A 25,434-nucleotide genomic window follows, 5' to 3' on the forward strand; every position below is an offset into this window, starting at 1 on the left:
TCGCGCGAAGCGACCGCAGCCGTGAAACAATTTCCCGAATCCCGAATCCCGAATCCCGAATCCTCAGGCAGCGACCGCCTTGGGGCCGGTGGTCGGCTGGTCCAGGGTGAACAGGCTTTCCGGCAATTCCTTGAACAACTGCGACAGCTGCTCCAGGAACGCGGTCATGGCCGAACTGCGGCGCCAGACCATCGCGATACGGCGGCTGGGCTGCTTGTCTTCGCGGAAGCGGATCAGGCGGATATTTTCCGAACGTGCCACCGGCGGCTTGACCGCCAGCAGCGGCAGCAAGGTCACACCGACATTGGCCGCCACCATCTGGCGCAATGTTTCCAGGCTGGTGGCCTGGAATTCGGATTTTTCCAGCGCGCCGGCCAGATGGCACACATCCAGCGCTTGTTCGCGCAGGCAGTGGCCGTCTTCCAGCAACAACAGGCGCTGCTCGGACAGATCGTCCAGCGTCATGCTGTCGTGGCGCGTCAGCGGATGGCCTTCCGGCACCGCCAGCACGAACGGTTCTTCGAACAGAAATTCTGCGTGCAGCTGATCGTCCTGCAACGGCAATGCAAGCAGTGCCGCATCCAGACGCCCTTCGCGCAGCTGGTGGATGAGCTGATCGCTCTTTTCTTCGATCAGCAGCAGTTCCAGACGTGGAAAGCGCTGGCGAATGCCCGGCACCACATGCGGTAACAGATACGGTGCCAGGGTGGGGAAAATGCCCAGCCGCACGGTACCCGCTTCCGGGTCCTGACTACGTCGTGCAGCTTCCTTCATCTGTTCCACTTCGGCCACGATGCTGCGTGCGCGCACCGCCGCTTCGCGGCCGGCAGGCGTCAACATCACCTTCCGCGGCGCGCGCTCCACCAACGAGACGCCGAGTTCGTCTTCGAGTTTCTTGATCTGGGTGGACAGGGTTGGCTGACTGACGAAACACGCCGTTGCAGCACGACCAAAATGCTTGTGGTCGGCCAGGGCTACCAGATACTTCAGGTCACGCAGATTCATGTGCAGCAGCCCTTGTTGCGTTGACGGGAAACGACGTGAGCACTTGGCGAGCTTAACGCCCGGCGGTGCCGGGCGCTGTGTTGTGGGCGGTTATGCGGCCTCAGCCACAACCTCGGCGCTGACCGGTGCACTGGAGCGGATCAGGTAATCGAACGCGCTCAGTGCAGCCTTGGAACCTTCGCCCATCGCGATCACGATCTGCTTGTACGGCACCGTGGTGGCGTCGCCTGCGGCGAACACACCGGGGATGTTGGTCTGGCCACGGTCGTCGACGATGATCTCGCCGCGCGGCGACAACGCCACCGAGCCCTTGAGGAATTCGGTATTGGGCAGCAGGCCGATCTGCACGAACACGCCTTCCAGATCGACATGCTGGATGTCGCCGCCGGTGCGGTCCTTGTAGACCAGGCCGGTGACCTTCTGGCCATCGCCCAGCACTTCGGTGGTCTGCGCGCTGGTGATGATGCGCACGTTGTGCAGGCTGCGCAGCTTGCGTTGCAGCACCTCGTCGGCGCGCAGCTTGTCGTCGTATTCCACCAGCGTGACATGCGCAACGATGCCGGCCAGATCGATCGCGGCCTCAACGCCCGAATTGCCGCCACCGATCACCGCCACGCGCTTGCCCTTGAACAGCGGGCCATCGCAATGCGGGCAATAGGCCACGCCCTTGTTCTTGTACTGATCTTCGCCCGGCACGTTCATCTGCCTCCAGCGTGCGCCGGTGGACAGGATCACGGTCTTGCTCTTGAGCGAGGCGCTATTGGCGAGCTTGATCTCGATCAGGCCATCGGCACCGGCCGGAATCACCTGCTCGGCACGCTGCAGATTCATGATGTCCACATCGTACTGGCGCACGTGCTGCTCGAGCGCGGCTGCCATTTTCGGGCCTTCGGTTTCCGGCACCGAGATGAAGTTTTCGATCGACATGGTGTCCAGCACCTGGCCACCGAAACGCTCGGCGGCCACGCCGGTGCGGATGCCCTTGCGTGCGGCATACACCGCCGCTGCCGAACCGGCCGGGCCACCGCCGATCACCAGCACGTCGAAGGCGTCCTTGGCCGCAATCTTGACCGCGTCGCGCTTTGCAGCGTTGGTGTCGAGCTTGGCGACGATCTGCTCCAGCGTCATGCGGCCCTGGTCGAACAATTCGCCGTTCAAGTAGACGGTGGGCACCGACATGATCTGGCGGGTTTCGACTTCTTCCTGAAACAGCGAGCCGTCGATGGCAACGTGCTTGATGCGCGGGTTGAGCACGGCGGCAAGATTCAGCGCCTGCACCACGTCCGGGCAGTTCTGGCACGACAGCGAGAAATAGGTTTCGAACTGGTAGTCGCCATCCAGATGCTGCACCTGCTCGATCAGCTCGGCGGTGGCCTTGGAGGGGTGGCCGCCGACCTGCAGCAGCGCCAGCACCAGCGAGGTGAACTCGTGGCCCATCGGCAGGCCGGCGAAGCGCAGCGAGATGTCCTGGCCGGGCGTGGTCAACGCGAACGACGGCTTGCGTTGGTTGTCGTCGCGGTGGATGTCCAGGCTGATCTTGTCCGACAGCAGCACCAGGTCTTCGAGCAGGTCGAGCATCTCGCGCGAGCCGGCGCTCTCGTCGATCGAGGCATTGATCTGAATCGGCCGCGTGACCCGTTCCAGGTAGGCGGTCAGCTGGGTCTTGAGGTTGGCATCCAACATGGAAAACTCCTGGGACTGGGCAAGGGGAGGGCGTGGCGTCGCTGCGATGAGGCAGGTCGCCGGGGAGGAGGGGATGAACCGCAGCCGGCGCAATGCTCGGGAATGCGTGCTGGCGATGGCTGGCGGGCAGCCCGGCACCGGCTCCGGTTCACCCCCGGCCCATCGCTGGGCCGGAGATGTCCCTCCGGCCTGGCGACAGGCCGAAGGGATGCGTCGACTTAGATCTTGCCGACCAGGTCCAGCGACGGAGCCAGGGTCTTGGCGCCTTCCTTCCACTTGGCCGGGCAGACCTGGCCAGGGTTGTTGGCGACGAACTGGGCAGCGGTCAGCTTGCGCAGCGTCTCGGTGACGTCGCGGGCGATCGAGTTGTCGTGGATTTCCAGCGTCTTGATCACGCCTTCCGGATTGATGATGAAGGTGCCGCGCAGGGCCAGGCCTTCTTCTTCGATATGCACGCCGAAGGCGCGGGTCAGTTGGTGGGTCGGGTCGCCGATCAGCGGGAACTGCGACTTGCCGACGGCCGGCGAGGTCTCGTGCCACACCTTGTGCGAGAAGTGCGTGTCGGTGGTGACGATGTACACCTCGGCGCCGGCCTTCTGGAACGCAGGATAGTTGTCGGCGGCGTCTTCCACTTCGGTCGGGCAATTGAAGGTGAAGGCGGCCGGCATGAAGATCAGCACCGACCACTTGCCCTTCAGGCTGGCTTCGGTGACTTCGATGAAATTGCCGTTGTGGTACGCATTCGCCTTGAACGGCTTGACCTGGGTGTTGATGAGAGACATTGAGTTTCCTCGAGCGATGAAAGGGGGGCGGGGGATGGAACAGCCGCCATGGTAGGCAGGATCGATAGATTTCTCAAATCGATTAATGGGATTGCATAGATAGGCTGGGGCTATCGAATTTGCAGGCTGTCTCTGCCGCTGCAGGGGCCATTCCATCTCCGATAATGGTCAGCCGATGTTTCGCAGGAGTGAATGATCCGTATGAGCGACGACCCAGCCGGCCTTGCTGCCGACCAGCTGCTGCGGCGGGCAGCCGAGCGGATCGAGCGCAGCGATGCCGAACCGTTGCTGCTGCATGCGCTGGGGCGCGACCGCGCCTGGTTGTTTGCGCATGGCCGCGATCCGGTTGCGGATGCTGTCGCGCAGGCGTTCGAGGCGCTGGTGCAGCGGCGTCAGGCCGGCGAACCGGTCGCGTATCTGACTGGCACGCGTGGATTCTGGACGCTGGATCTGGCGGTCTCGACTGCTACCTTGATCCCGCGCGCCGATACCGAGGCGCTGGTCGAGCTCGCCCTTGAGCGCTTCGACAACATGCAAGGCCGCTGCGCCGCCGATCTGGGCACCGGGAGCGGCGCGATCGCGCTGGCCATCGCCAGTGAGCGGCCACACGCCCAGGTGATCGCCACCGATGCCAGTGCCGCAGCGCTTGCTGTCGCCCAGCAAAACGCCAGCCGCCATCAGCTACGCAATGTCGAATGCCGGCTGGGTTACTGGTTTGCACCGCTGGCGGGCGAGCGCTTCGATCTGATCGCCAGCAACCCGCCGTATATCGCAGCGCACGATCCGCATCTGAGGGAAGGCGATCTACGCCACGAGCCGGCCAGCGCGCTCGCCTCCGGCCCCGATGGCCTGGACGACATCCGGCTGATCGTCGCCGATGCGCCCATGCATCTGTTGCCGGGCGGATGGCTGCTGCTCGAACACGGCTGGGACCAGGGCACGGCGGTGGCCGACCTGCTGCGCGCGCGCGGTTTCGAAGCGGTGGCGACGCATCAGGATCTGGAGCAGCGTGATCGGGTGACGTTGGGGCGCTGGTCGCCCGCTGCGAGCTAGCGCGGCGGGCCACGGAGCGGTCGCTAGGTGGAGGGTGGACGACGCGCTCAGAGCTGAAACAGGACATGCCGATTCCGGGCACCGACCGCGCCCGTCCGGCGCTGCGTGCAGGAGCCTTGCTCCATCGCTTCAAGCCCTCGCGCTTCGCCGTGCGCCCGCCCTGGCTCGATCGCATAGGGCGCCCGCGTGTGCAGACCGGGTGCCGATACACTAGCGGTTTCCCGCAGGACCGACGCATGCGCATGCTCTATCCCGAGATCACGCCGTACGACCACGGCACCCTCCAGGTCGACGACCGCCACACGCTGTATTTCGAGCAGTGCGGCAACCCGCAGGGCAAGCCGGTGGTGATGCTGCACGGCGGCCCCGGCGGCGGTTGCAACACCAAGATGCGGCGCTTCCACGACCCGGCCAAGTACCGCATCGTGCTGTTCGATCAGCGCGGCGCCGGCCGCTCGACCCCGCATGCCGATCTGGTCGACAACACCACCTGGGATCTGGTCGCCGATATCGAGCGCTTGCGCGAACACCTGGGCATCGCGCGCTGGCAGGTGTTCGGCGGCAGTTGGGGCTCGACGCTGGCGCTGGCCTACGCGCAGACCCACCCGCAGCAGGTCACCGAGCTGGTGCTGCGCGGCATCTTCCTGCTGCGTCGTTTCGAGCTGGAATGGTTCTATCAGCAAGGTGCCAGCCGGCTGTTTCCGGATGCCTGGGAGCATTACATCAACGCGATTCCGCCGGTGGAACGCGCCGATCTGATGTCTGCCTTTCATCGCCGCCTCACCAGCGATGACGAAGCCACGCGCCTGGCCGCAGCCAAGGCGTGGAGCGTGTGGGAAGGCGCCACCAGCTTCCTGCATGTGGACGAGGATTTCGTCACCGGGCATGAGGACGCGCACTTCGCACTGGCGTTCGCGCGCATCGAAAATCATTACTTCGTCAATGGCGGTTTCTTCGAGGTCGAAGATCAGCTGCTGCGCGACGCGCACCGTATCGCCGACATCCCCGGCGTGATCGTGCACGGCCGCTACGACGTGGTGTGCCCGCTGCAAAGCGCATGGGATCTGCACAAGGTGTGGCCGAAGTCGACACTGCAGGTCAGCCCGGCATCCGGCCATTCGGGCTTCGAGCCGGAAAACGTCGATGCCCTGGTGCGTGCGACTGATGGGTTCGCCTGAGCGAGTAGATCAATCGCAGCCGGGGCATGCTCGGACGCAGTAAGTTCGCGACCCGCGTAGGAGCGTGCCTGCGCGCGATGAGGCGTCACCGATAACGCCTCGTCGCGCGCAGGCACGCTCCTACAGGGATTGCCCTGTCGGCGTGTTTCAGTGCGGCAGCAATGCCTGCGCCAGTGGCGGCAGGATGCGTGCCAATCGCTGTGCCCAAGCGTGTTGCCCAGCTGCATCGGCGATCAAATCCTGGCGCAGTTCCAGCTCCACATGCAGCAGGCCGCGGCCTTCGCCGTAGACCGGAATCGCGTAGTCGCTGGTGTCGCTGATCGCGTAGGGCTGGTTGTCGCCGACCACCAGATCCGGCTCCTCGCGCAAGGCCTGCAACAGGCGATGTGCCAGCCGCGTGTCGCGGTGGTACAGCACGCCCGCATGCCAGGGCCGCGCGTTGCCGGCCATGGCCGGGGTGAAGCTGTGCATCGAGAGCAGCAGTGTCGGCTGATGGCGCGCCTGGCGTGCATCGAGTTCTGTAGCGATACGCGCGTGATACGGCGCGAAGATTTCATCGATGCGTTGTTGCCGATCAGTTGCCGTCAACCCGAGATTGCCGGGAATCGATGTGCCGTCGCTCACCTCGGGCATCAGCGTGGCCGAACCATGCGGACGATTGCAGTCGATCACCAGCCGCGAATAAGTCTGGGCAATGGCGAACGCATCCAGCGCATCGGCCAACAAACGGGTGACTTCGGCAATGCCGATATCCCAGCCGATATGGCGGTCCAGCGCATGCTGCGGCAAACCCAGGTTGGCCAGCCGCGCCGGCACGCGCTGACCGGCGTGATCGGCGATCAGCAACCACGGCGATGCCGCGTGCGCGTTGAACACAGTGAACGTTGCGGGATCGTCGGCGCCCAGCAAGCGGGCAGGGGTGACTTCAGTCGTCGCTTCAACCACGCGGGGTGCCGTCCAGTGCGTGGTCGACCAGGTACAGCCCGGCCCACAACTTGGGATCCATCTGATAACCCTCGGCCATCTTCTGCACCAGCCAGGCGCCGACCTGTGCACGCGGGATTTCATGCACGGTGATGTCTTCGCTGGCATCGCCGCCGCCTTCGCCGACCTTGCGCAGGCCGGTGGCGCGCACGAAGGCGATCTTCTCGCTGCTGGCGCCGGCCGAGGTCGGGCCGATCATCAGCACTTCGGCGTGCTCGGCGGTCCAGCCGGTTTCTTCTTCCAGTTCGCGAATTGCCGACAGCTCGATCGATTCATCGGCATGCACATCGCCGACCAGGCCCGCAGGCATTTCGATGGTGCGTGCCTGCAGCGGCACGCGGAATTGTTCGACGAACAGCATCGCATCGTCGGGCGTCACCGCCACGATGATCGCGGCCAGGCCGCCGGCATGCACGCGCTCGGAATATTCCCAGGTGCCGCGCACGACCATGCGCTGGTACTTGCCTTCGTAGACCACGGTGGGCGGGGTGTCGTGTCGGTTCATGGGTGCAGACCTTGTTCCAGGGAAACGGTGGGAAGCGCTGCGGGTGCGCCGGTGCACGCGGCCAGCAGCCGACGCCGGGTGAGCGGGCCAAAACGCAGGCTCTCGCACAATCCGGTCAGCATGTCCGCGTCGGCCTGCGCACGTGTGAAACCTGTTGCGGTCAGCGCCAACGGCGCATTGAGCGCAATGGTGCTGAGCTGGCGCCACAGCAAGGCATGTTCGCGTTGTTCGCGCAGCCGCACCGCCATCTGTGCGGCGCCACGCAGGCGCAAAAATGGGAGTTCGTCCACGCGCTCCAGCAAGGCATCCAGGCTGCCGAAATGCGCCAGCAATATTGCGGCGGACTTGGCGCCGATGCCGGTCACACCCGGAATGTTGTCGATGGCATCGCCGCACAGCGCCAGATAATCGGCGATCTGGTGCGCATGCACGCCATAGCGGGCCTTGACGCCGTGCATGTCCCAGCGTTGATTGCGTGCGTAATCCCATTGTTCGTCGTGTTCGACCAACAGCTGCGACAGATCCTTGTCGGCCGAGACGATCACCCCGCGCAAGCCCTGCGCACGCGCGCTGTGCAAGGCGCTGCCGATCAGATCGTCGGCTTCGTAATCGCGGTGGGCCAGCACGCTCAGCCCCAATGCCGCGCACAGCGCCTTGCAATGCGCGAACTGGCGCCGCAGCGCGTCCGGTGCCGGGGTGCGATTGCCCTTGTAAGCGGGGTACAGGGCGTGGCGAAAACAGCTGTCCAGCGCTTCGTCGAAGGCGATGGTGATGTGCGCGGGGTCTTCGCGTTCGAGCAGGTCGAGCAGGAAGCGCGCAAAGCCATGCACCGCATTGGTCGGCCAGCCCTGCGCATCCTGGAATTCGTCCGGGATGGAATGCCAGGCGCGGAACACGTACAGGCTGGCATCGACCAGGTACAGCGGGGTCGGGCGCGCGCTGGTGGGCGGAGCGCCGTCGATCGAGGTGGTGTGCGTGGTCACGGCGTCCAGTCGCGCAGCAACGCACGCGGATCCGGGCGCTCGCGTTCGGGGACCTGCATGCGTGGCGTGCCGATGTGGATGAAGCCAGCGATCCGCTTGTTTTCCTCCAGGCCCAGATAGGCGGTCACCGCCGGGTCGTAGGCCATCCACGCGCTCAGCCATTGCGCGCCGAAACCGTGCGCCTGCGCCGCCTGTAGCAGTGCAAAGCACACGCAGCCGGCGGTCAGCAATTGTTCCTGTTCGGGCACCTTGTGCTCAGGGCGCAGCGAAGCGATCACTACGATCGCCAATGGCGCATCGTTGAAGCGCCCGCGTTCTTTCGCGATCGCCGCAGCCGATGCCAGCGGGTCGGCGGCCTGGGTGCGTTCGGCCAGGAAATCGCCCAGTGCCTGGCGCGCGTCCCCGCTGATGCGCAGAAAGCGGAACGGCACCAGCTTGCCGTGATCGGGCACGCGCACCGCCGAGGTGAGCATGCGCAGCAGGGTGTCCTCATCCGGCCCGGGCTCGCCGAGCTGTTTGGAGGGGACCGAACGGCGCGCGTCCAGCGCCTGGAGCGAATACGGTGCGTGCATAGTTCCGGATCGAGGCAGCGAAACGGCAATTATAGACGGGCCCTTCCCAACGCCCGCCGCATCGTGCCTGGCCAGGCACCCGCAGGTGCAGCCGGGCCAGGGCCGACGGCGTGGGCGGGCCTGCCAAGCGCAAGGCTTAACCCTCGCCAGCGTATAAAGGGCTTGGCAAGCGCCACAGCGGCGCTGCAAGCTACGATGTTCACTTGACACGCAAACCACGGGCGGTCACGAATAAAGTGAGAGATTCATCACATTTAATGGATGAGCGAAACGCCTACCATGCAATAGCGGAATTTGGGGCCGCGTCCGTTTTTTCTTGTTTGAATATTTTCACGCCTGCAGGGGCGGGGAGCCTTTGCGCATGACTTTTCAGCCCAGTCCGTCGGGACACCCGGGCCGTGACCAACGCTTGCTTGAACAGGCGCATGCCGCGTTCGTGCCGGCGATTGCGCAGGTATTTGCCGCTGCAGTCGCACATTTCGACGATGTGCTGTTCGATCGCGCCGAATCTGCGGGCACCTCGCAGTTGCTGTTTCTCGACGGCATGCGCGAGCTGCGTCGCAAACGCGACGACGTGGCCGACCGCTTCCGCCAACAGCTGGAAGACGGCTGGCAGGCGCTGGTACTGGGCATGCCGCTGTCGGCCGAAGTGGTGCTGGCTGGCGAAATCGGCACCGGCCCGCTGAGCCTGGTGCCCGAACATGTGCTGGAATCGCGGTTGGCAGTGCGCAATCTGGCCACCGTGCTGCTGCGCGACTTCAAACAGGTCCTGGCGCGGGTGGACCGCCGCCTGGGCTGGATCGCCGGCGGCCTGGAACTAGTGGCCGATACCAACCCGATCGGCCCGGAACACCTGGGCGTGGCCATCCACGAAGCCTTCGCCATCTGCGACCTGGCGCCGGAAGTGCGCCTGGTGCTGATCAAGCTCTGCGAGCGCGACCTGGCCGAGCCGATCGGCAAGTTGTACGCGCGCCTGGACGAAACCCTGCTCAAGGCCGGCGTCATGCCGGAAATGTCGCCACCCAAGCGTCAGCCGCCCCGCGCGCAGCCGCGCAGCGACACGCCCGAAGAGCGCGCGCGGCCCGATGGCCAGGGGCAGGGCGCGGCTGCCGAGATGGGCGGCGACGATCAGAACGACCAATACGCACCGGCCTGGGCCAACCGTTTTCTGGATCGCTGGGCGCATAGCCGCGGCCGCATGCAGGCTGCCACCCAGCGCGGTCATACCGATGGCGGCGGCAACGCAGGTGGGATGGACGGCGATGGCGATCATCCCGGCGGTAGCCAGGGCATGCTGCTCGAAGCGCTGCACGAACTGCTGCAGCAGACCCGTAGCGTGCGCGACAGCGCCGCGTCTGCGGCAACGGTGGCGGTGGGCCAGCAACGCCCCCTGAGCCAGCGCGAAATGATGTCGGTGCTGTCGCTGCTGCAGGCCACGCCGAGCGGGACGTTGGGCGCTTCCATGGGCGATGACAACGAATCGCTGGCGCAGCGATTGAAGAACGAAGTGCTGTCCAGCGCCACCCGGCTGGGCGTGGATCCGGCCACCGCAAAACTCGACCCGATGGACGAAGATGCGATCGATCTGGTCGGCATGCTGTTCGATGTGATGCTGGACGAGCGCGATCTGGAAAATCGCTCGCGCGAGATGATCGGCCGGCTGGTGGTGCCGTTCGTCAAGGTCGCGCTGCTGGATCGCAAGATGTTCGTGCAGAAGACCCATCCCGCGCGGCGCCTGCTCAACTCGCTGGCCGAGGCCTGCGAAGGCAATACCGGCGACAGCGCGGCCGAACGCGTGCTGATGGGCAAGGTCGAGGAAATCGTCGACCGCCTGGTCGCCGAATTCAACGAGAACCTGGCGATCTTTCAGACCCTGGAAGAAGAATTCCGCGACTTCCTGTCGCAGCACCGGCGCCGGGTGGAGATCGCCGAGCGTCGTGCCACCGAAACCCAGCGTGGCCAGGAGAAACTCGAACTGGCACGCAGCCGCGCGTTGTTCGAACTGGAGCAACGCGTGCTCGCCGGCGCGCCATTGCCCAAGGCGGTGGAAGATTTCCTGCGCCAGCCCTGGCTGCATCATCTGACCATGGCGATCCTGCGCGACGGCGACGAGGGTCCCGGCACCGTCGAAGCGCTGGCGCTGGCCGATGGCGTGCTGGAAGAACTGGCCGAGGCGCGTCGCCATATCGTCGGCAAGCCGTGGCTGCAGGTCTGGCAGCCGGCGCTGTATCGCGTGTTCGCCAGCATCGGCCTGCATGGCGATGCGGTGGTGGTGGCGATCAGTGCGCTGCACGACACCTTGCAGGCGATTGCCGAAGCGCGCCCTGAACTGGAAAAGTCGCTGCCCGACTTGCCGCAGGTCAACCTGCCGCCGCCGGCCGCCGAAAGCATCAATGTGGTGCTGGGCGCCGAAGCGGTGGCGCAGAGCATCGACAGCGCCGACGCCACGCGTTTTCGCGCGATGGATATCGGCACCTGGCTGGACTTTGTCGACAAGGACGGCAAGGTGCAGGCCGGCAAGCTGTCCTGGGTGAGTCCGATCTCGCAACGCCTGCTGTTCGTCAACCGCCGCGGCGTGCGTTTTTGCGTCGCCTCGCCGGAAGAACTGGCGGTGATGGTGCGGCTGGGTCGCCTGCGCGAACACATCAACGACGGCGCCTTCGACAGCGCGATGCAGGGCGTGATCGATCGCCTGGATCCGCTGCATAACGGCACCGTGCACTGAGGGCTGCGATCAAGGCACCTGCGCGCGCCGCCAGGCGTGCGCGGCCTTTAAGCGATGCGGCAAGGCCACCGGTACGCGGCGGTTCCAAGCGTTCCATCCGCATCCACCTGGCGACCGATCGCTAGGTGGTTCAGCCAATTCAAACAGGCCGGCACGCTCGCAATGTGCGTGCCCTTGCGGTCTGGATCAGGGCGATGCCGGGCCGATGAACTGCAACGCCTGATCGATCACCGAAGCATGGTCGACCATGCGGTTGTGGCCCAGTCCTTCGGTACTGACCAGTTGCGCGCCCGGCCAGAGCGCCGCAAAACGTGCGCCTTCTTCCCAGGGGGTTTCGCGGTCGCGGCGGTCGTGAATGATCAGCGCCGGGCGGTCACCGAAGTGCGGCAGGCGCGGCGTTGCGTCGAAATCGGCGAAGCGCTTCCCGGTCAGCTGATGCAACCAGTTTTCAAACGGTGCGAACGCGCCGGGTGCGATGCCGAATGCGCGGAACTGGCGCTGCGCACTCTGTGCCGGTGCCAGCAGCGGGGCGATCAGGACATAGCGTGCCGGCCGCCACGCGGGGGCGTCGGCAAAGACTGCTGCTGCCGCGCCCAGGGAATGGCCGATCAAGGCGGCCGGGCGTCCGTGGCGGCCGCCGATGTCGCGCAAAATCCGCACGAAATGCGGCATGTTGCTGATCCTGCCGCCGCTCAAGCCATGTGCGGCCTGATCGAACGCCACCACCGCATAGCCGAGCGCCCGCAGCTGCGGCACCCATGCCGCAAAGCGCAGCCCGTAACTGGCCCAGCCATGCGACAGCAGCACATACGGCTGCTGCGCCGGGTCGCCCCACCGGTAAACGGCAATGTCGACGCCATCGATGTGCAGGCGCTGGCGATGCGCATCGGGCAACTGGGCGGCGAGTCCGGCGGCCTGCCGGCGGCCGGCCGCTGCCGGGGTCACGAAGCGGCGAGCCAGAAAGCGACCGGTCGGGCCGGGGGCCAGTCGACTGGCGCTGGCCAGCACGCCGCGCAGCAGGCGCGCACGCAATTTGGCGATGGACGAAGACATGGCGAGATCCTTGGAGTGGGCGACGTCGTATTGGATCTTGTCGTCGACAAGATGTGGATGAGTCTGCCCAGTCCATCTTGTCAGCGTCAAGATGATCTGCTCCACTGAGGTCTCTGCAAACGAAGTTGCCCATGTCGCAATCATCCGTGCCTGCTGCGTATCACCATGGCGATCTGCCGGCTGCGTTGCGGCGCGCAGGGTGGGAACTGTTGGGCGAGGCCGGTGCGCGCGGGTTGACCTTGCGCGAGTGCGCGCGCCGCGCCGGTGTCTCGCATGCCGCGCCGGCGCATCATTTCGGCTCGCTCGACGGGCTGCTGTCGGAACTGGCCGCCGATGGCTACGAGCGCATGCTCGATCAGATTCTCGCGACCCAGCAGGAACTGGCCGATCCGCTATTGGGATGCGGGCTGGGCTATATCCGCTTCGCCAGCGCGTTTCCGCAGCACTTCCGGCTGATGCTGGGGCTGGATCTGCGCTCGCGCAGCTTGCCCAGACTGTTGTATGCCAGTGAAGCGGCGATGGCCTGCCTGCGCGAGACGCTGCGGATGCAGTGGATCGCGCGGCACGGCAGCGCCCCGAGTGCCGAGGTGCTGGAGCAACGCACGCTGCTGGCCTGGAGCACGGTGCATGGGTATGCCTTGCTGGCGATCGATCGCAAGCACGCCGGGCTGCTCGCATTTGCGCCCGAACAGGTGCTGGCCCCGCTGCTGCAAGCGGTGCTGATGCCCTGATTGCGCACGATGGGCGCTGTCATGCCCGGATCGCGTCGTCGATCCGCTTTGCTGCCTGATACGTGAATCAGCCCACACGACGGCACGCGGGATCGCCTGCGATATCGCTCAATCGTCAGCTGTCGCTCAATCGTCTACCGGCGGATGCTCGCGCAGCCAGGCGCTGCGTTCGGCCGGGCTCATCTTCTGCCAGCGTTGCTGCAGCGCGTTGCGTTCTTGCTGGTTGAGCGTGCGCATGCGTTCGAACAAGGCCTTGGCTTCGCGGCGCTGCTCGGGACTCATGTTGCGGAAGCGGTCCATGCCGGCCTTGGCCTGCTTGCGCTGTTCGGGGGTCATGTCCAGCCAGCGGCGTGCGTGGCGATACATGCGCGGGCGCTCTTCGGGCGCCTCGTTCCAGCGTTCGCGCAGCGCATCGATCAGCACCTGGCGCTGCTGTTGGGTCAGTTTTTCCCACTCGGGCATGGGCGTCTCCGCCTCGCGCGGTCCCGGACCCCGCGGGCCGGGGCCATCGGAGGAGGGTGGCGGCCCCGGCGGGCCCGGCGGAGGTGCCTGGGCCAACAGCGACGCGCAGGGCCCGGCGCACAGCAGCAGGGTCAATAGCAGGAGGGTGGTGCGGGTCATCGTGCTTATTCCATGGCCAAGGCGGTGTCGGACCCGAGCCAGACGTACAGGTCCGGGTTCTGGGTCAGCATGTCGTCGGTATCGGTGGTGGTGGTGGCGATCGCCTGGGTCGCGGCGGTGTCTGAGGGTGCCGATTCGCCCGGCCGCAGTTGCAGGCCGATGCCGATCGCCAGCAACCCCGAACACGCGGTCGCCAATAACCAGTAACCGCGATGGTTGCGCGAGGGCGCAGTTGCGTGACGTGCCTGGCGCAGGCGTGCCAGCGTCTGCGGCGGCAGGCTGGTGAGCGCGGCGGTGTGCAGTTGACGCAGCTGCGCGTCGAACCGGGCCGGATCGTGGGAGCGGTTCACAGGAAATCCTCGAACTGTTTTTGCAACGCGTCGCGCGCACGCGACAGGTGGGTTTTGACCGAGCCTTCGGAGCAGCCCATCGCCTTGGCGGTGGTGGCCACGTCCAGCTCTTCCAACACGCGCAGCGTGAACGCTTCGCGCTGGCGCGCCGGCAGGCTGCGCAGGGCCTCGACCAGGCGCTGGTAGGCCTGTTGGTGTTGCTGTTGGTCGACTGGACCGGTGCCGGGGTCGGCCCAGTCGATGGTGCCTTCGTCGTCGGAACGTTCGGCCGGCGCCCAGAATTTCAGGCGGAAGGTACGCCGCCGCTGCAGGTCGATGATGCGGCTACGCAGGATGCTCCAGAACAGCGGCGTCCATTCGGCGGCCGGGCGCTCGCGGTAACCGAGCAGCTTCACCATGGCGTCCTGCACCGCATCCAGCGCGTCTTCGCGGTGACGCAGGCCGGCCTCGGCAAAACGGAACGCACGCGGACCGATGCCGGCCAGAAAGGCGTCCAGCGACACGGGCGCAGTGACGGCCGGTGGAGAGAGCTGCGGATCGAAAGGGGTTCCCACCAGCACAGCGTAGCTTCCGCGGAGACGGTACAACGTCAACGGGCGAGGGTGGATTCGGTTGACACGCCTGCGCGCTGTCGCCGCGCGGATGGGCGGCCGTGCGCACGCCATGCACCAGACGATGCGAAGAGGCGATCAACTGTGTGCTGTCTTTCACCGGCCGTGGCGGCACGGGCGGAGATCGGCCACCTCGTCGCCGCTGGCGAGCGCTGCCGTCGATCCGGCAGTCAAGACCCGCTGATCTCAGCTGCTCAGCGCGCTGCCCACCAGCCAAGCACCAGCGCCGCGAGATAACAGGCCAGGTCGAAACCGCTATTGGCCAGCTGCAACAAGGTCCAGGCCAGGCCGGCGCCCATCTTCTGTGCTGAGGTCCACGGGTCCAGTCCCAGCGAGCCGCCAAGCTGTGCGGACGCAATGCCCCAGTTGGCACCGACGATCACCAGGACCGTGGCCACCAAGGTGACGCCGATGCGCACACTGCCGGCGCGCAACGTGCCCAGGCGCAGCATCCAGGCCACTTCCAGCGCGACCAGCAGCGCCATCCAGCCGGCCTGATGACCAAGCGCAAGGGCGATGAGCATCCAGGCGATGAGGGCGGTGACGCATCCCAGCAGCAGGAGCGGGGGCCAGAGCCAGTGGGCGGTTCTGGCGGACGCGGTGGTGGGCGGCATTGGAGCTCCTGACAGTGCGCACATGATAGAGCGCGTGGCGCGTTTTGCGCTGCACTGCCGGTGTGAGCCACGGTGGCTGCAGGTGACTGTGTTTCAGATGGAATGCAGCGTCGGCGGCACGACCGGCAGCGGCATCGCCGTGGTCGGCTAGAATGGCCGACTTGCGCGCATCCGCCGCGGCCCCATATCCAGCCCATGTATTCCCGTAGCAGCGAACCCGTCCAGTTCGAACGCGATTGCGATGCCGTCATGGTGCCGCAGGGCGATTCGGTGACTCTGCCCGCAGGCAGTTATGGCTATATCACCCAGGCGCTGGGCGGCAGCTATACCGTCTTTGTCGAAGGCAATCTGTTCCGCATTGCCGGCAAGGATGGCGATGCGATCGGCAAGGAGGCCCCGCCGGGGCTGGAACTGCCCGCCAACGCCAGCGATGAAGAGGTGGAAGCGCTGGTGTGGCAGCAGCTGCGCACCTGCTTCGACCCGGAAATTCCGTTCAATATCGTCGATCTGGGCCTGGTCTACGAGGCGGTGATCAGCCATCGCGAAGAAGACGATCAGCGCCGGGTCGACGTCAAGATGACCCTCACCGCGCCCGGTTGCGGCATGGGCGAGATCCTGGTCGACGACGTGCGCAGCAAGGTCGAGATGATTCCGACCATCGCCGAGGCCGATGTCGAGCTGGTCTTCGACCCGCCGTGGGGCCGGCATATGATGTCCGAAGCGGCCCGTCTCGAGACCGGCATGCTCTGATCGTCAGGCGCCATGTCGAAGAGGTGGCGCCGCGTCCTTTCGCCCGCCATACAGGAAACTTCCGGTGTCCGTGTCCTTCGCTTCCACCCGTTCCCCGTCGCCACGCAGTGCCGACGAGCTGTCCGTGATCCTGGCCGCGCCCGGTTTCGGGCTGCACTTCACCGACCATATGGTCGCCATTTCCTGGACCAACGAGCTCGGTTGGCACGACGCGCAGGTGCGCGCGTATGGCCCGCTGCAGCTGGATCCGGCCGCCTCGGTGCTGCATTACGGCCAGGAAATCTTCGAAGGCATCAAGGCCTACCGGCATGCCGACGGCTCGATCTGGACCTTCCGCCCGCAGTCCAATGGCGAACGCCTGCAGCGCTCGGCGCGCCGGCTGGCGCTGCCGGAACTGCCGGTCGACCTGTTTGTCGAATCGCTGCGCCAGCTGGTGGCGGTGGATGCCAGCTGGGTGCCGTCAGCCCCGGAAACCAGCCTGTATTTCCGCCCGTTCATGATCGCCGATGAGGCGTTCCTGGGCGTGCGTGCCGCGCACAAGGCCTCGTACTACGTCATCGCAAGTCCCGCCGGCCCGTACTTCGCCAAGGGCGTTGCGCCGGTGTCGATCTGGTTGTCCACCGAATACGCGCGTGCGGCCAAGGGCGGCACCGGTGCGGCCAAGTGCGGCGGCAACTACGCCGCCTCGCTGCTGCCGCAGCAGAAAGCCTATGCGCAGGGCTGCTCGCAGGTGCTGTTCCTGGACCCGGTGGAAGGCAAATACATCGAAGAACTGGGTGGCATGAACGTGTTCCTGGTCTACAAGGACGGCACGTTGGTGACGCCGGAATTGTCCGGCAGCATTCTGGAAGGCATCACCCGCGACAGCATCCTGCAACTGGCCCGCGACCGCGGCATGCAGGTGATCGAGCGCAAGGTCGCCATCGACGAATGGAAGCAGGGCGTAGCGTCGGGCGAGATCACCGAGGTGTTCGCCTGCGGCACCGCGGCCGTGGTCACCCCGATTGGCGAGCTGAAGGGCGATGACTTTGCGGTCGGCGATCTGTCCGCGCCGGCCGGCGAGGTGACCATGTCGCTGCGCCAGGAACTCACCGATATCCAGTACGGGCGTGTCCCGGACCGCCATGGGTGGTTGGTGCGTTTGTCGTAAGCCGACACATTTCGTCAAAAAAGGGTCCCCGCATGTCAGTGCGGGGGCCTTTTTTGTTTGCGAGACAACAAAAAGGAGGATTTCGACAGGAATCGGGTCGAATTCAGCATGAATTACCTGTGATTGATGTCACAGAAACGTAATTTTTTTTCTAAAATTACCAACTGCGTATTGTCCAGTCCGGTTTAGTTGGTATAGGTTCGCTGAACGGATCGATAACAGGGGCGATCCGGGACTCCGGATCTTCGCCCAAGGCGGCGTTTCCGGAAACACCGCTTCGGCGGTTCTCTTGACTGGAAGGGAATTCAATGATCAACGAGACGTTTCGTCTGCGTCACCATGCGCTCCGCATCCTGGGTGTGTCGGCACTCACCTCGCTGCTGCTGGCAACGCCGGCCTTTGCAGGCGAGGTTTACTTAGACGGCCTGGCCACCGCGCAGACGCATCAGAAATTCATCGTGACTTACAAGGACGGCAGCAACGCGCTGGCCAGCCCAACCGCATTGAGCACTTCGCTGCGAGACGCTGCACGCGCGGTTCCGGCCAAGGCCGGCAAGGCACTGGGCTTGAACTCGGTGCGCCGCCTGGCGCTGGGACCGGAGCTGGTCCAATCCACCCGCGCACTGGACCGTCAGGAAGCAGAAACCCTGATGCGCCAGCTGGCCGCCGACCCCAACGTACAGAGCGTGGAAGTCGATCAGATCCTGCATGCCACGCTGACCCCGAACGACACCCGCCTGTCCGAGCAGTGGGGCTTCGGCACCACCAACGCCGGCCTCAACATCCGCCCGGCCTGGGACAAGGCCACCGGCACCGGCGTAGTGGTGGCAGTGATCGATACCGGCATCACCACCCATGCCGATCTCAACGCCAACATTCTGCCCGGCTACGACTTCGTCAGCGACGCGACCGCTGCGCGTGACGGCAATGGCCGCGACAGCAACCCGGCCGACGAAGGCGACTGGTATGCCGCCAACGAGTGCGGCACCGGCATTCCGGCCTCCAATTCCAGCTGGCATGGCACCCATGTGGCCGGCACGGTGGCTGCGGTGACCAACAACAGCACCGGCGTGGCCGGTACCGCCTACAACGCCAAGGTTGTGCCGGTGCGGGTGCTGGGCAAGTGCGGCGGCTCGTTGTCTGATATCTCCGACGGTATCGTCTGGGCCTCGGGCGGCACGGTCAGCGGCATTCCGGCCAACGCCAATCCGGCCGAAGTCATCAACATGTCGCTGGGCGGCGGCGGCGCCTGTTCGTCCACCCTGCAGAACGCGATCAATGGTGCGGTCTCGCGCGGCACCACCGTGGTAGTGGCTGCCGGCAACGATTCGGCCAACGTCTCCGGCTCGTTGCCGGCCAACTGCGCCAACGTGGTTGCAGTGGCGGCCACGACCTCGGCCGGCGCCAAGGCCAGCTATTCCAACTTTGGCACCGGGATCGATGTGTCCGCGCCGGGTTCGGGCATTCTGTCCACGCTCAATAGCGGTACCACCACCCCGGGCAGTGCCAGCTACGCGTCCTACAACGGCACCTCGATGGCGGCGCCGCATGTCGCCGGTGTGGTTGCGCTGGTGCAGTCGGTTGCGCCGACCGCGTTGACGCCTGCGGCGGTGGAGACCTTGCTGAAGAACACTGCACGTGCGCTGCCTGGTGCCTGTTCGGGCGGTTGCGGTGCCGGCATCGTCAACGCCGATGCTGCGGTGGTTGCGGCCATCAACGGCAGCAGTGGTGGCGGTGGCGGAACCGGCAACACCCTGACCAATGGCACGCCGGTCACCGGCTTGGGCGCTTCCACCGGTGCGGAGCTCAACTACACCATCGCGGTTCCGGCCGGCAGCGGCACGCTGACCGTGGCGATCAGCGGCGGCAGCGGCGATGCGGACCTGTACGTGCGTGCCGGCAGTGCACCGACCGACAGCAGCTACACCTGCCGGCCGTACCGCAGTGGCAATGCCGAAACCTGCACCATCAGCGCGCCCTCGGGCACCTACTACGTGCGCGTCAAGGCTTACAGCACGTTCTCCGGTGTGACCCTGAGAGCCAGTTACTGAGGCCCGCGTCGGCACTGCCTGGCCGTTGTCAGGCAGTGCCGCCCCGTAGCCGCGTCACCCCATCAGCGATCTATCGCCCACGTCTGCCATATCGGCAGGCGCAGGGGATGTGTTGCCGCTCGGCCGGAATGGACATCGGCCAATCGTCTCAGCGGGTGTACGCGCCCGTGCAATTCCCGACCCGATCCGCAGTGCGCGGTGAGGGTCTGGCCATCTCGCCGCAGCTGCGGCACCTCTCATAATTAAGGAACGATCGATGTCCAATGTGTCGCAACGTCGTGCGCCTGCGCGCGCGCTGGTGGTCCTGGGTGTTTCTGCGCTGACCTCGCTGCTGGCCGTGCCGGCGTTCGCCGGTCAGGTGAATCTGTCCGGGCTGGATTCGCAGCCCACGCTGGACCGTTTCATCGTCAAATACCGGGATGGCAGCAGTGCGTCGGTGAGCCCGACCTCGATGCGCGCATCGCTCAATTCCGTTGCCAGTGCGGTGCCAGCACGCGCCGGTCGTACGCTGGGCCTGAACCATGTGCGTCGCACCGCGCTGGGTTCAGAAGTGCTCAAGACCACCCGTGGCCTGGATCGCGCCGAAGCCGAGACGCTGATGCGCCGGATCGCTGCCGACCCGGGCGTGGAGTACGTGGAAGTCGACCAGATCATGTACCCGACGCTGACCCCGAACGACACGCGTCTATCCGAGCAATGGGGCTTCGGCACCACCGCATCGAGCATCAACGTGCGTCCGGCCTGGGACACCGCCACCGGTACCGGCGTGGTGGTCGCAGTGATCGACACCGGCATCACCAGCCATCCGGATCTCAACGCGAACGTATTGCCGGGCTACGACTTCATCAGCGATGCGGCGCGTGCGCGCGACAACAACGGCCGTGACAACAATGCCGCCGACCAGGGCGACTGGCGCGCTGCCAACCAGTGCGGGACCGGCGTGGCGGCCGCCAATTCCAGCTGGCACGGCACCCACGTGGCCGGCACCATCGCTGCAGTGACCAACAACAGCACCGGCGTGGCCGGCACCGCGTTCAACGCGCGCATCGTGCCGATCCGTGCGCTGGGCCTGTGTGGCGGCACCACCTCCGATATCGCCGATGCGATCGTCTGGGCTTCCGGCGGCACTGTTTCGGGCGTTCCGGCCAATGCCAATCCGGCTGAGGTGATCAACATGTCGCTGGGCGGCAACGGCACGTGTTCGAGCACCTACCAGAACGCCATCAACGGTGCGGTCTCGCGCGGCACCACCGTGGTGGTGGCGGCCGGCAACAGCAACGCCAACGTGGCCAACTTCACCCCGGCCAGCTGCGCCAACGTGATCTCGGTGGCGTCCATCACCTCGGCTGGCGCACGTTCCAGCTTCTCCAACTTCGGCACCACCATCGACATCTCCGGCCCGGGCTCGGCGATCCTGTCCACGCTCAACAGCGGTACCACCACGCCCGGCAGTGCCAGCTACGCCTCCTACAACGGCACCTCGATGGCGGCCCCGCATGTGGCTGGCGTGGTGGCGCTGGTGCAGTCGGCAGCGACCCGTCCGTTGACCCCGGCGGCGGTGGAGACCTTGCTGAAGAACACCGCGCGTCCGCTGCCGGGCGCCTGCTCGGGCGGCTGCGGTGCGGGCATCGTCAACGCGGCTGGCGCGGTTAGCCAGACCCCGTAAGGCTGCGCTGACGACGCCGATGCCGGTGCTGTTGCCGGCATCACGTCGGGTCTGCCCCGACTGCACCGTCGGTGTTTTGAAACCTGCACTGCCCCGCTTCGGCGGGGCAGTGTGCGTTCGGGCATCGGCGATTGCCCGGCTGCGAGGCAGCGCCGACGGCAATGGCTGAACGAAGCGCTCGCCAGTGCAGGTTGGCCGCTTCAGTGCCGCGTGCGGCACGCCGATAGCCACCCCACGTGAGGCATGGCGGTATGCATGCCCACGCATGGGGCAGGGCGCATTGCAGTGGCGTTAGCGCGTTGCCATCCGGGTTGCCAGATCTTTGGGGAGGGATGGATTCATGTCGTATCACTCAGTTGGCGCACTGCGCCGCGCGGCGTTCGTCTGCGCATTGTCATGCACGTTTCATGCCGCCGCTGGCGAGGTCAATCTGCAAGGATTGAGCTCCAGCAGCACCCATCAGCGCTTCATCGTCAGCTACAAGGACCGCGTCGGCAGCAGCCGGGCGACCGGCCTGTCGGCGCCCTGGCGCGACATCGCGCGCGCCGTGCCGGAAGCGCGCGGACGTGCGCTAGGTCTGTCGGCCACGCGCCGGCTCAGTACCGGCCCGATGCTGCTGGTGGCCGACCGCAAGCTGGACCGCGTGGATTCGGAAAGCCTGATGCGGCGCCTTGCCGCCGACCCGGCCGTTAAACGCGTGGAAGTAGACATCCTGATGCGACCGTTGCTGGTGCCCAACGACCCGGGCGTACCGCAGCAGTGGGCGATGGGCGCGACCGCCGCCAGCCTCAACGTGCGCCCGGCCTGGGACCGTTCCGCCGGCAAGGGCATCGTGGTGGCGGTGATCGACACCGGCATCACCAACCATCCGGACCTCGCGGCCAACGTGTTGCCCGGTTACGACTTCATTATCGACCCTGCAATCGCGCGCGATGGCAATGCGCGCGATGCAACTGCCGCCGACCAGGGCGACTGGGCGGCGGCCAACGAATGCGGGCCCGGCGCGTCGGCCTCCAATTCCAGCTGGCATGGCACGCATGTGGCGGGCATCGTGGCGGCGGTGGGCAACAACGCGGTGGGCGTTGTCGGCACTGCCTTCAATGCCAAGATCCTGCCGCTGCGCGTGCTGGGGCGATGCGGCGGCTACATGTCCGATATCGCCGATGCGATCGTGTGGGCGTCGGGCGGCAAGGTGAACGGCGTGCCGAACAATCCGAACCCGGCCACGGTGATCAATCTGTCGCTGGGCGGCTCCGGCACGTGCTCGACGACGTTGAGCAATGCCATCACCGCTGCGGTGACGCGCGGCAGCGCGGTGGTGGTGGCCGCCGGCAACAGCAATATGGATGTCTCCACCAGCGTACCGGCCAACTGCCCGAACGTGATCGCGGTGGCGGCCACCACCTCGTCCGGCGCCAAGGCCAGCTTCTCCAACTTCGGTAAGGGCGTGGATATCGCCGCGCCCGGGCAATCGATCGTGTCCACGCTCAATACCGGCACCACGGTACCCGGCAACGCGGCGTACGCGGTATACAGCGGCACCTCGATGGCGGCGCCGCATGTGGCAGGCGTGGTGGCGTTGATGCAGTCGGTGGCACTGAATCCGCTGACCCCGGCAACGGTGAAGGCCCTGCTCAAGAGCAGCGCACGGCCACTGCCGGTCGCCTGCACCCAGGGCTGCGGGGCAGGGCTGGTGAATGCCGATGGCGCGGTGACGGCGGTGATCGATTCGACCACCTTGACCAGGAATGTGGCACGCACCGGGCTGAGCGCGGCGCTCTCGGATTCGTTGTATTACCAGGTCAACGTGCCAGCCGGCACGCGCTCGCTCAAAGTGACGCTTGCCGGTGGCAGCGGCAATGCCGACCTCTCCGTGCGGGCGGGCGCGCCGCCCACCGATGCGGCCTACAGCTGCCGCAGCATGCTGCCGGGCAATGGCGACAGCTGCACGCTGGCCGCGCCCGCGGCGGGCATCTATTACGTGCGCTTGAAGGCGACGCTGGGCTTTTCTGCGGTCAGCGTCACTGCAGCGTATTGAGCGATCCCGGTGCGGTGGTGTTGCCGCACCGGGCTGATGCCGAGATTTCTGGATCGCGAGCACTGGTCAGTGCACGTGGACGTGCGCTGCGACGTCGGTCAGAGGTCGTAGTGGTCGCAGTGGTCGACTGCGATGCACACGGTAGGCCCTGGGTTTTCAGTGTCGGCCGCGCGCACCGACCGGTGCGCGCGGCATCGTGGTGTATGCGCTCACTCGCACAGCAGGCAGGCGCGCCCAGCCAGTGCGTGCAACAGCTGGTCGCCCGGCAATTCCAGCAATAAACCGCGTTGCCCGGCGTTGATCCACAGCGACGGTGCATCCAGCGCGGTGGCTTCGATCAGCACAGGCGCCGGGCGTTGTTGCCCGAGCGGGCTGATGCCGCCGACCTTGTAACCGGTGCGACGCTGCGCATCGGCCACCTCCATCATGCGCGCCGACTTGCCGCCGTATGCGCTGGCCAATTTCTTCAACGACACCCGGCGATCGCATGGGATCACCACGCACACGGCCTGGTCGTCGACCCAGGCCATCAGCGTTTTCAGCACCGTATGCGGCGCCAGCCCCAGCGCGTTGGCCGCTTGCAATCCCTTCGCGTCGGCATCGGCCTGGTACGCGTAGGGATGCAGCACATAGGCCACGCCGGCTGCGTCCAATGCTGCGGTCGCGCGGGTCGCCTTGCTCATCGCTTCAGAGCGACTCGAAGCGGTTGGCGGCGACGTTCTTGCGCACTTTTTCCGGGTTCCAGATCCGCCCGTTCATGGCGATATACACGCCGGCCGGCAGCGACTGCACCGCGCCGACTGCGCAGCCGATATTGAATTCGGCATCCGAGCCGCGGAAGCGCGCCGGGTTGAGCGCGCCGGTCATCACGATGGTCTTGTCGGCGATCGATTGCAGCACCTTGCCGGTTTCCACCATCGAATCGGTTCCGTGGGTGATCAGCACATGGCGCGTCGGCTGGGCGGCAATGGTGGCGCGCACCAGCTCGCGGTCGGCAGCGTTGATGTGCAGCGAATCCTTGCGGATGATCGGGATCACCGAAAAGCGGAAGGTCACGCCCAGTTCCTTGAGGATCTGGCCGATCTGCGGGTCGCCGATCTGGTAGTCCGATTTGTCGTCGAAGTAGATCTTGTCGATCGTGCCACCGGTGGTGACGATCAGGAGGTCTTCCATTGCTGGGAATCCTTAAAGCGGGTGATGCAGTGTGAGATGCAAACGAGACGTCCCATGCTGCGATGAAGCAGGCGGGCGACGCAGCATCGGCGCGGTATAAAACGCGCGAGGGTCGCCATGATACGACCCCGGCGCGCGCGCTGCAGGACGCTGGGCTAGCCCGCCGCGCGCCGCTTGCCGAACCGTGCCGCCACGCCCGGGCCGCTGACCAGCGCCACCACCAGCAGGGCCAGCAGCAATTCCAGCCACGCCAGCCCACGCGCTTGCGGCTGGCTCCAGGCCGCCATCACGCCATGACTGAACCAGCCCAGCGCGAACACCCCTGCCCAGAACCGCGCGCGTGCACTGCGCAGCGCCAGCGCGGCCATCAATGCCGGCGGCAACGCGAACACCAGCAGCGCCGCGGTACGGTGGCGGTCGTCGTGAAACCAGACCACGAACACCACCGCCAGCGCCAGCAGTGCGGCGGTCAGCAGCCAATGCAGGGCGCGCAGGCTCATGGGCTGGCCAGCCGCCGCGCGATATCGGCCACCCGGCGGCCGAGCGCGCGCGCCAGCAGGGCTTCGTCATCGCTGGGCTGCGGGTCGCCGCTGGCGCCGGACACATGGCTGGCGCCATAAGGCGTGCCGCCGCTGGTGGTGTGGCTCAGCGCAGCTTCGGTAAACGGAATGCCGACGATCAGGCAGCCGTGATGCAACAACGGCAACTGCATCGACAACAGCGTGGACTCCTGGCCGCCGTGCATCGAGGCGGTGGAGGTGAACACGCCGGCCGGTTTGCCGGCCAGGGTGCCGCTGGCCCATTCGGCGCCCAGGCCGTCGAGAAAATGCTTCATCGGCGCGGCCATGTTGCCGAAGCGGGTCGGGCTGCCCAGCAGCAGCCCGCTGCATTCGGCCAGATCGGCCTTGTCCACATACGGCGCGCCCTCGTCCGGCACCGGCGGGGCGCTGGTCTGGGTCACCGCCGCCACCGGCGGCACCGTGCGCAGCCGCGCGCTCATGCCGGGCACTTCGCCGATGCCGCGCGCGATCTGCCGCGCCAGCCGCGCCACCGAACCGCCACGGCTGTAATACAGCACCAGAATCTCCGCCATCGCGCATCTACCGCTTGTGTGAGTTGCCGCAGTATCGGCGATGGCGTGGTCGGGCTGCACGCC

25 protein-coding genes are annotated in these 25,434 nt (G+C 66.1%); 9 read left to right on the top strand and 16 right to left on the bottom strand.

The features are described from left to right. Positions 1–63 precede the first annotated feature (63 nt). The 3 genes from XcyCFBP4188_RS00325 to ahpC all read right to left on the bottom strand — a co-directional run bounded on the left by XcyCFBP4188_RS00325 (position 64) and on the right by ahpC (position 3,470). Positions 64–1,005: a LysR substrate-binding domain-containing protein gene (locus XcyCFBP4188_RS00325; RefSeq protein ID WP_006451403.1), complete on the bottom strand. Its 942-nt coding sequence runs from the start codon at positions 1,003–1,005 to the stop codon at positions 64–66. Between the two features lie 90 nt (positions 1,006–1,095). Continuing rightward, on the bottom strand, positions 1,096–2,688 hold the full coding sequence (gene ahpF / locus XcyCFBP4188_RS00330; protein ID WP_006451402.1) for an alkyl hydroperoxide reductase subunit F: 1,593 nt from the start codon (positions 2,686–2,688) through the stop codon (positions 1,096–1,098). 218 nt (positions 2,689–2,906) lie between these two features. Then, on the bottom strand, positions 2,907–3,470 hold the full coding sequence (ahpC, locus tag XcyCFBP4188_RS00335; RefSeq protein ID WP_006451401.1) for an alkyl hydroperoxide reductase subunit C: 564 nt from the start codon (positions 3,468–3,470) through the stop codon (positions 2,907–2,909). Positions 3,471–3,671: 201 nt separating this feature from the next. Here ahpC and prmC point away from each other — a divergent pair, with 201 nt between their 5' ends. Together prmC and pip are read left to right on the top strand one after the other, a co-directional pair. Then, a complete protein-coding gene (prmC, locus tag XcyCFBP4188_RS00340; RefSeq protein WP_043909491.1) occupies positions 3,672–4,523 on the top strand; it encodes a peptide chain release factor N(5)-glutamine methyltransferase in 852 nt (283 codons plus the stop codon). Between the two features lie 236 nt (positions 4,524–4,759). Further along, positions 4,760–5,701: a prolyl aminopeptidase gene (pip, locus tag XcyCFBP4188_RS00345; RefSeq protein ID WP_006451399.1), complete on the top strand. Its 942-nt coding sequence runs from the start codon at positions 4,760–4,762 to the stop codon at positions 5,699–5,701. A 147-nt stretch (positions 5,702–5,848) separates the two neighbouring features. On the opposite strand, the gene XcyCFBP4188_RS00350 is transcribed toward pip, so the two are convergent. From XcyCFBP4188_RS00350 to XcyCFBP4188_RS00360, 4 genes are read right to left on the bottom strand one after another with little or no spacing between them, the layout of a single operon-like run. After that, positions 5,849–6,646, bottom strand: a complete 798-nt coding sequence (locus XcyCFBP4188_RS00350) for an N-formylglutamate amidohydrolase (protein WP_006451768.1) — start codon at positions 6,644–6,646, stop codon at positions 5,849–5,851. Then, on the bottom strand, positions 6,639–7,190 hold the full coding sequence (locus tag XcyCFBP4188_RS22415) for an NUDIX hydrolase (RefSeq protein ID WP_006451767.1): 552 nt from the start codon (positions 7,188–7,190) through the stop codon (positions 6,639–6,641). Before XcyCFBP4188_RS22415 ends, XcyCFBP4188_RS00350 begins: the two co-directional genes overlap by 8 nt. Further along, on the bottom strand, positions 7,187–8,182 hold the full coding sequence (locus XcyCFBP4188_RS00355) for a 5'-3' exonuclease (RefSeq protein ID WP_180334212.1): 996 nt from the start codon (positions 8,180–8,182) through the stop codon (positions 7,187–7,189). The genes XcyCFBP4188_RS22415 and XcyCFBP4188_RS00355 overlap by 4 nt, the downstream gene beginning before the upstream one ends. Next, positions 8,170–8,745, bottom strand: a complete 576-nt coding sequence (locus XcyCFBP4188_RS00360) for a nitroreductase family protein (protein ID WP_104591470.1) — start codon at positions 8,743–8,745, stop codon at positions 8,170–8,172. The genes XcyCFBP4188_RS00355 and XcyCFBP4188_RS00360 overlap by 13 nt, the downstream gene beginning before the upstream one ends. A 361-nt stretch (positions 8,746–9,106) precedes the next feature. Here XcyCFBP4188_RS00360 and XcyCFBP4188_RS00365 point away from each other — a divergent pair, with 361 nt between their 5' ends. Next, positions 9,107–11,470, top strand: a complete 2,364-nt coding sequence (locus tag XcyCFBP4188_RS00365) for a DUF1631 domain-containing protein (RefSeq protein ID WP_043909883.1) — start codon at positions 9,107–9,109, stop codon at positions 11,468–11,470. A gap of 186 nt (positions 11,471–11,656) precedes the next feature. Here the strand turns inward: XcyCFBP4188_RS00365 and XcyCFBP4188_RS00370 are convergent, their stop codons facing one another. Continuing rightward, complete coding sequence (locus XcyCFBP4188_RS00370; RefSeq protein WP_104591471.1) at positions 11,657–12,523, bottom strand: alpha/beta hydrolase; 867 nt, start codon at positions 12,521–12,523, stop codon at positions 11,657–11,659. Positions 12,524–12,654: 131 nt separating this feature from the next. On the opposite strand from XcyCFBP4188_RS00370, the gene XcyCFBP4188_RS00375 reads away from it, so the two are divergent. Continuing rightward, positions 12,655–13,254, top strand: coding sequence for a TetR/AcrR family transcriptional regulator (locus tag XcyCFBP4188_RS00375; RefSeq protein WP_104591472.1), 600 nt, complete (start codon positions 12,655–12,657; stop codon positions 13,252–13,254). A 126-nt stretch (positions 13,255–13,380) separates the two neighbouring features. On the opposite strand, the gene XcyCFBP4188_RS00380 is transcribed toward XcyCFBP4188_RS00375, so the two are convergent. The 4 genes from XcyCFBP4188_RS00380 to XcyCFBP4188_RS00395 form a co-directional block, all read right to left on the bottom strand. Then, a complete protein-coding gene (locus XcyCFBP4188_RS00380) occupies positions 13,381–13,875 on the bottom strand; it encodes a DUF3106 domain-containing protein (RefSeq protein WP_104591473.1) in 495 nt (164 codons plus the stop codon). A 5-nt stretch (positions 13,876–13,880) separates the two neighbouring features. After that, positions 13,881–14,225 carry a hypothetical protein gene (locus XcyCFBP4188_RS00385; RefSeq protein WP_104591474.1) on the bottom strand — a complete coding sequence of 115 codons (345 nt, stop codon included), beginning with the start codon at positions 14,223–14,225 and terminating at the stop codon, positions 13,881–13,883. Then, a complete protein-coding gene (locus tag XcyCFBP4188_RS00390) occupies positions 14,222–14,785 on the bottom strand; it encodes an RNA polymerase sigma factor (RefSeq protein WP_074058743.1) in 564 nt (187 codons plus the stop codon). Before XcyCFBP4188_RS00390 ends, XcyCFBP4188_RS00385 begins: the two co-directional genes overlap by 4 nt. Positions 14,786–15,030: 245 nt before the next feature. Then, positions 15,031–15,450 (bottom strand): hypothetical protein, encoded by a 420-nt coding sequence (locus tag XcyCFBP4188_RS00395; RefSeq protein WP_074056750.1) that lies wholly within the window; start codon positions 15,448–15,450, stop codon positions 15,031–15,033. 195 nt (positions 15,451–15,645) lie between these two features. On the opposite strand from XcyCFBP4188_RS00395, the gene sufT reads away from it, so the two are divergent. The 5 genes from sufT to XcyCFBP4188_RS00420 all read left to right on the top strand — a co-directional run bounded on the left by sufT (position 15,646) and on the right by XcyCFBP4188_RS00420 (position 23,105). Beyond that, positions 15,646–16,200: a putative Fe-S cluster assembly protein SufT gene (gene sufT, locus XcyCFBP4188_RS00400; RefSeq protein WP_006451756.1), complete on the top strand. Its 555-nt coding sequence runs from the start codon at positions 15,646–15,648 to the stop codon at positions 16,198–16,200. Positions 16,201–16,264: 64 nt separating this feature from the next. Then, positions 16,265–17,350 carry a branched-chain amino acid aminotransferase gene (locus tag XcyCFBP4188_RS00405; protein ID WP_043909876.1) on the top strand — a complete coding sequence of 362 codons (1,086 nt, stop codon included), beginning with the start codon at positions 16,265–16,267 and terminating at the stop codon, positions 17,348–17,350. Between the two features lie 308 nt (positions 17,351–17,658). Further along, positions 17,659–19,401, top strand: coding sequence for a S8 family peptidase (locus XcyCFBP4188_RS00410; protein WP_104591475.1), 1,743 nt, complete (start codon positions 17,659–17,661; stop codon positions 19,399–19,401). Positions 19,402–19,657: 256 nt separating this feature from the next. After that, on the top strand, positions 19,658–21,067 hold the full coding sequence (locus tag XcyCFBP4188_RS00415) for a S8 family peptidase (RefSeq protein WP_074056753.1): 1,410 nt from the start codon (positions 19,658–19,660) through the stop codon (positions 21,065–21,067). Between the two features lie 340 nt (positions 21,068–21,407). After that, positions 21,408–23,105 carry a S8 family peptidase gene (locus tag XcyCFBP4188_RS00420; RefSeq protein ID WP_104591476.1) on the top strand — a complete coding sequence of 566 codons (1,698 nt, stop codon included), beginning with the start codon at positions 21,408–21,410 and terminating at the stop codon, positions 23,103–23,105. 209 nt (positions 23,106–23,314) lie between these two features. On the opposite strand, the gene ybaK is transcribed toward XcyCFBP4188_RS00420, so the two are convergent. The 4 genes from ybaK to wrbA form a co-directional block, all read right to left on the bottom strand. Continuing rightward, positions 23,315–23,788: a Cys-tRNA(Pro) deacylase gene (ybaK, locus tag XcyCFBP4188_RS00425; RefSeq protein WP_006451622.1), complete on the bottom strand. Its 474-nt coding sequence runs from the start codon at positions 23,786–23,788 to the stop codon at positions 23,315–23,317. 4 nt (positions 23,789–23,792) lie between these two features. Then, positions 23,793–24,278, bottom strand: coding sequence for an asparaginase domain-containing protein (locus XcyCFBP4188_RS00430; RefSeq protein ID WP_006451623.1), 486 nt, complete (start codon positions 24,276–24,278; stop codon positions 23,793–23,795). A gap of 155 nt (positions 24,279–24,433) precedes the next feature. Then, positions 24,434–24,778, bottom strand: a complete 345-nt coding sequence (locus XcyCFBP4188_RS00435) for a DUF2069 domain-containing protein (RefSeq protein WP_104591477.1) — start codon at positions 24,776–24,778, stop codon at positions 24,434–24,436. Continuing rightward, positions 24,775–25,371 (bottom strand): NAD(P)H:quinone oxidoreductase, encoded by a 597-nt coding sequence (gene wrbA, locus XcyCFBP4188_RS00440; protein ID WP_104591478.1) that lies wholly within the window; start codon positions 25,369–25,371, stop codon positions 24,775–24,777. The genes XcyCFBP4188_RS00435 and wrbA overlap by 4 nt, the downstream gene beginning before the upstream one ends. Positions 25,372–25,434 lie beyond the last annotated feature (63 nt).

This window comes from Xanthomonas hortorum pv. cynarae (assembly GCF_002939985.1).
Taxonomy (GTDB): domain Bacteria; phylum Pseudomonadota; class Gammaproteobacteria; order Xanthomonadales; family Xanthomonadaceae; genus Xanthomonas; species Xanthomonas hortorum_D.

Bases quoted from the DNA above. Each gene is read 5' to 3' on its own strand.
- prmC (WP_043909491.1), top strand. From the start codon at position 3,672: ATGAGCGACGACCCAGCCGGCCTTGCTGCCGACCAGCTGCTGCGGCGG.
- XcyCFBP4188_RS00410 (WP_104591475.1), top strand. From the start codon at position 17,659: ATGATCAACGAGACGTTTCGTCTGCGTCACCATGCGCTCCGCATCCTG.
- sufT (WP_006451756.1), top strand. From the start codon at position 15,646: ATGTATTCCCGTAGCAGCGAACCCGTCCAGTTCGAACGCGATTGCGAT.
- ahpC (WP_006451401.1), bottom strand. From the start codon at position 3,470: ATGTCTCTCATCAACACCCAGGTCAAGCCGTTCAAGGCGAATGCGTAC.
- XcyCFBP4188_RS00380 (WP_104591473.1), bottom strand. From the start codon at position 13,875: ATGACCCGCACCACCCTCCTGCTATTGACCCTGCTGCTGTGCGCCGGG.
- XcyCFBP4188_RS00365 (WP_043909883.1), top strand. From the start codon at position 9,107: ATGACTTTTCAGCCCAGTCCGTCGGGACACCCGGGCCGTGACCAACGC.
- XcyCFBP4188_RS00375 (WP_104591472.1), top strand. From the start codon at position 12,655: ATGTCGCAATCATCCGTGCCTGCTGCGTATCACCATGGCGATCTGCCG.
- pip (WP_006451399.1), top strand. From the start codon at position 4,760: ATGCGCATGCTCTATCCCGAGATCACGCCGTACGACCACGGCACCCTC.
- XcyCFBP4188_RS00395 (WP_074056750.1), bottom strand. From the start codon at position 15,450: ATGCCGCCCACCACCGCGTCCGCCAGAACCGCCCACTGGCTCTGGCCC.
- XcyCFBP4188_RS00415 (WP_074056753.1), top strand. From the start codon at position 19,658: ATGTCCAATGTGTCGCAACGTCGTGCGCCTGCGCGCGCGCTGGTGGTC.
- XcyCFBP4188_RS00430 (WP_006451623.1), bottom strand. From the start codon at position 24,278: ATGGAAGACCTCCTGATCGTCACCACCGGTGGCACGATCGACAAGATC.
- ahpF (WP_006451402.1), bottom strand. From the start codon at position 2,688: ATGTTGGATGCCAACCTCAAGACCCAGCTGACCGCCTACCTGGAACGG.
- XcyCFBP4188_RS22415 (WP_006451767.1), bottom strand. From the start codon at position 7,190: ATGAACCGACACGACACCCCGCCCACCGTGGTCTACGAAGGCAAGTAC.
- XcyCFBP4188_RS00370 (WP_104591471.1), bottom strand. From the start codon at position 12,523: ATGTCTTCGTCCATCGCCAAATTGCGTGCGCGCCTGCTGCGCGGCGTG.
- XcyCFBP4188_RS00325 (WP_006451403.1), bottom strand. From the start codon at position 1,005: ATGAATCTGCGTGACCTGAAGTATCTGGTAGCCCTGGCCGACCACAAG.
- XcyCFBP4188_RS00360 (WP_104591470.1), bottom strand. From the start codon at position 8,745: ATGCACGCACCGTATTCGCTCCAGGCGCTGGACGCGCGCCGTTCGGTC.
- XcyCFBP4188_RS00420 (WP_104591476.1), top strand. From the start codon at position 21,408: ATGTCGTATCACTCAGTTGGCGCACTGCGCCGCGCGGCGTTCGTCTGC.
- XcyCFBP4188_RS00435 (WP_104591477.1), bottom strand. From the start codon at position 24,778: ATGAGCCTGCGCGCCCTGCATTGGCTGCTGACCGCCGCACTGCTGGCG.
- ybaK (WP_006451622.1), bottom strand. From the start codon at position 23,788: ATGAGCAAGGCGACCCGCGCGACCGCAGCATTGGACGCAGCCGGCGTG.
- wrbA (WP_104591478.1), bottom strand. From the start codon at position 25,371: ATGGCGGAGATTCTGGTGCTGTATTACAGCCGTGGCGGTTCGGTGGCG.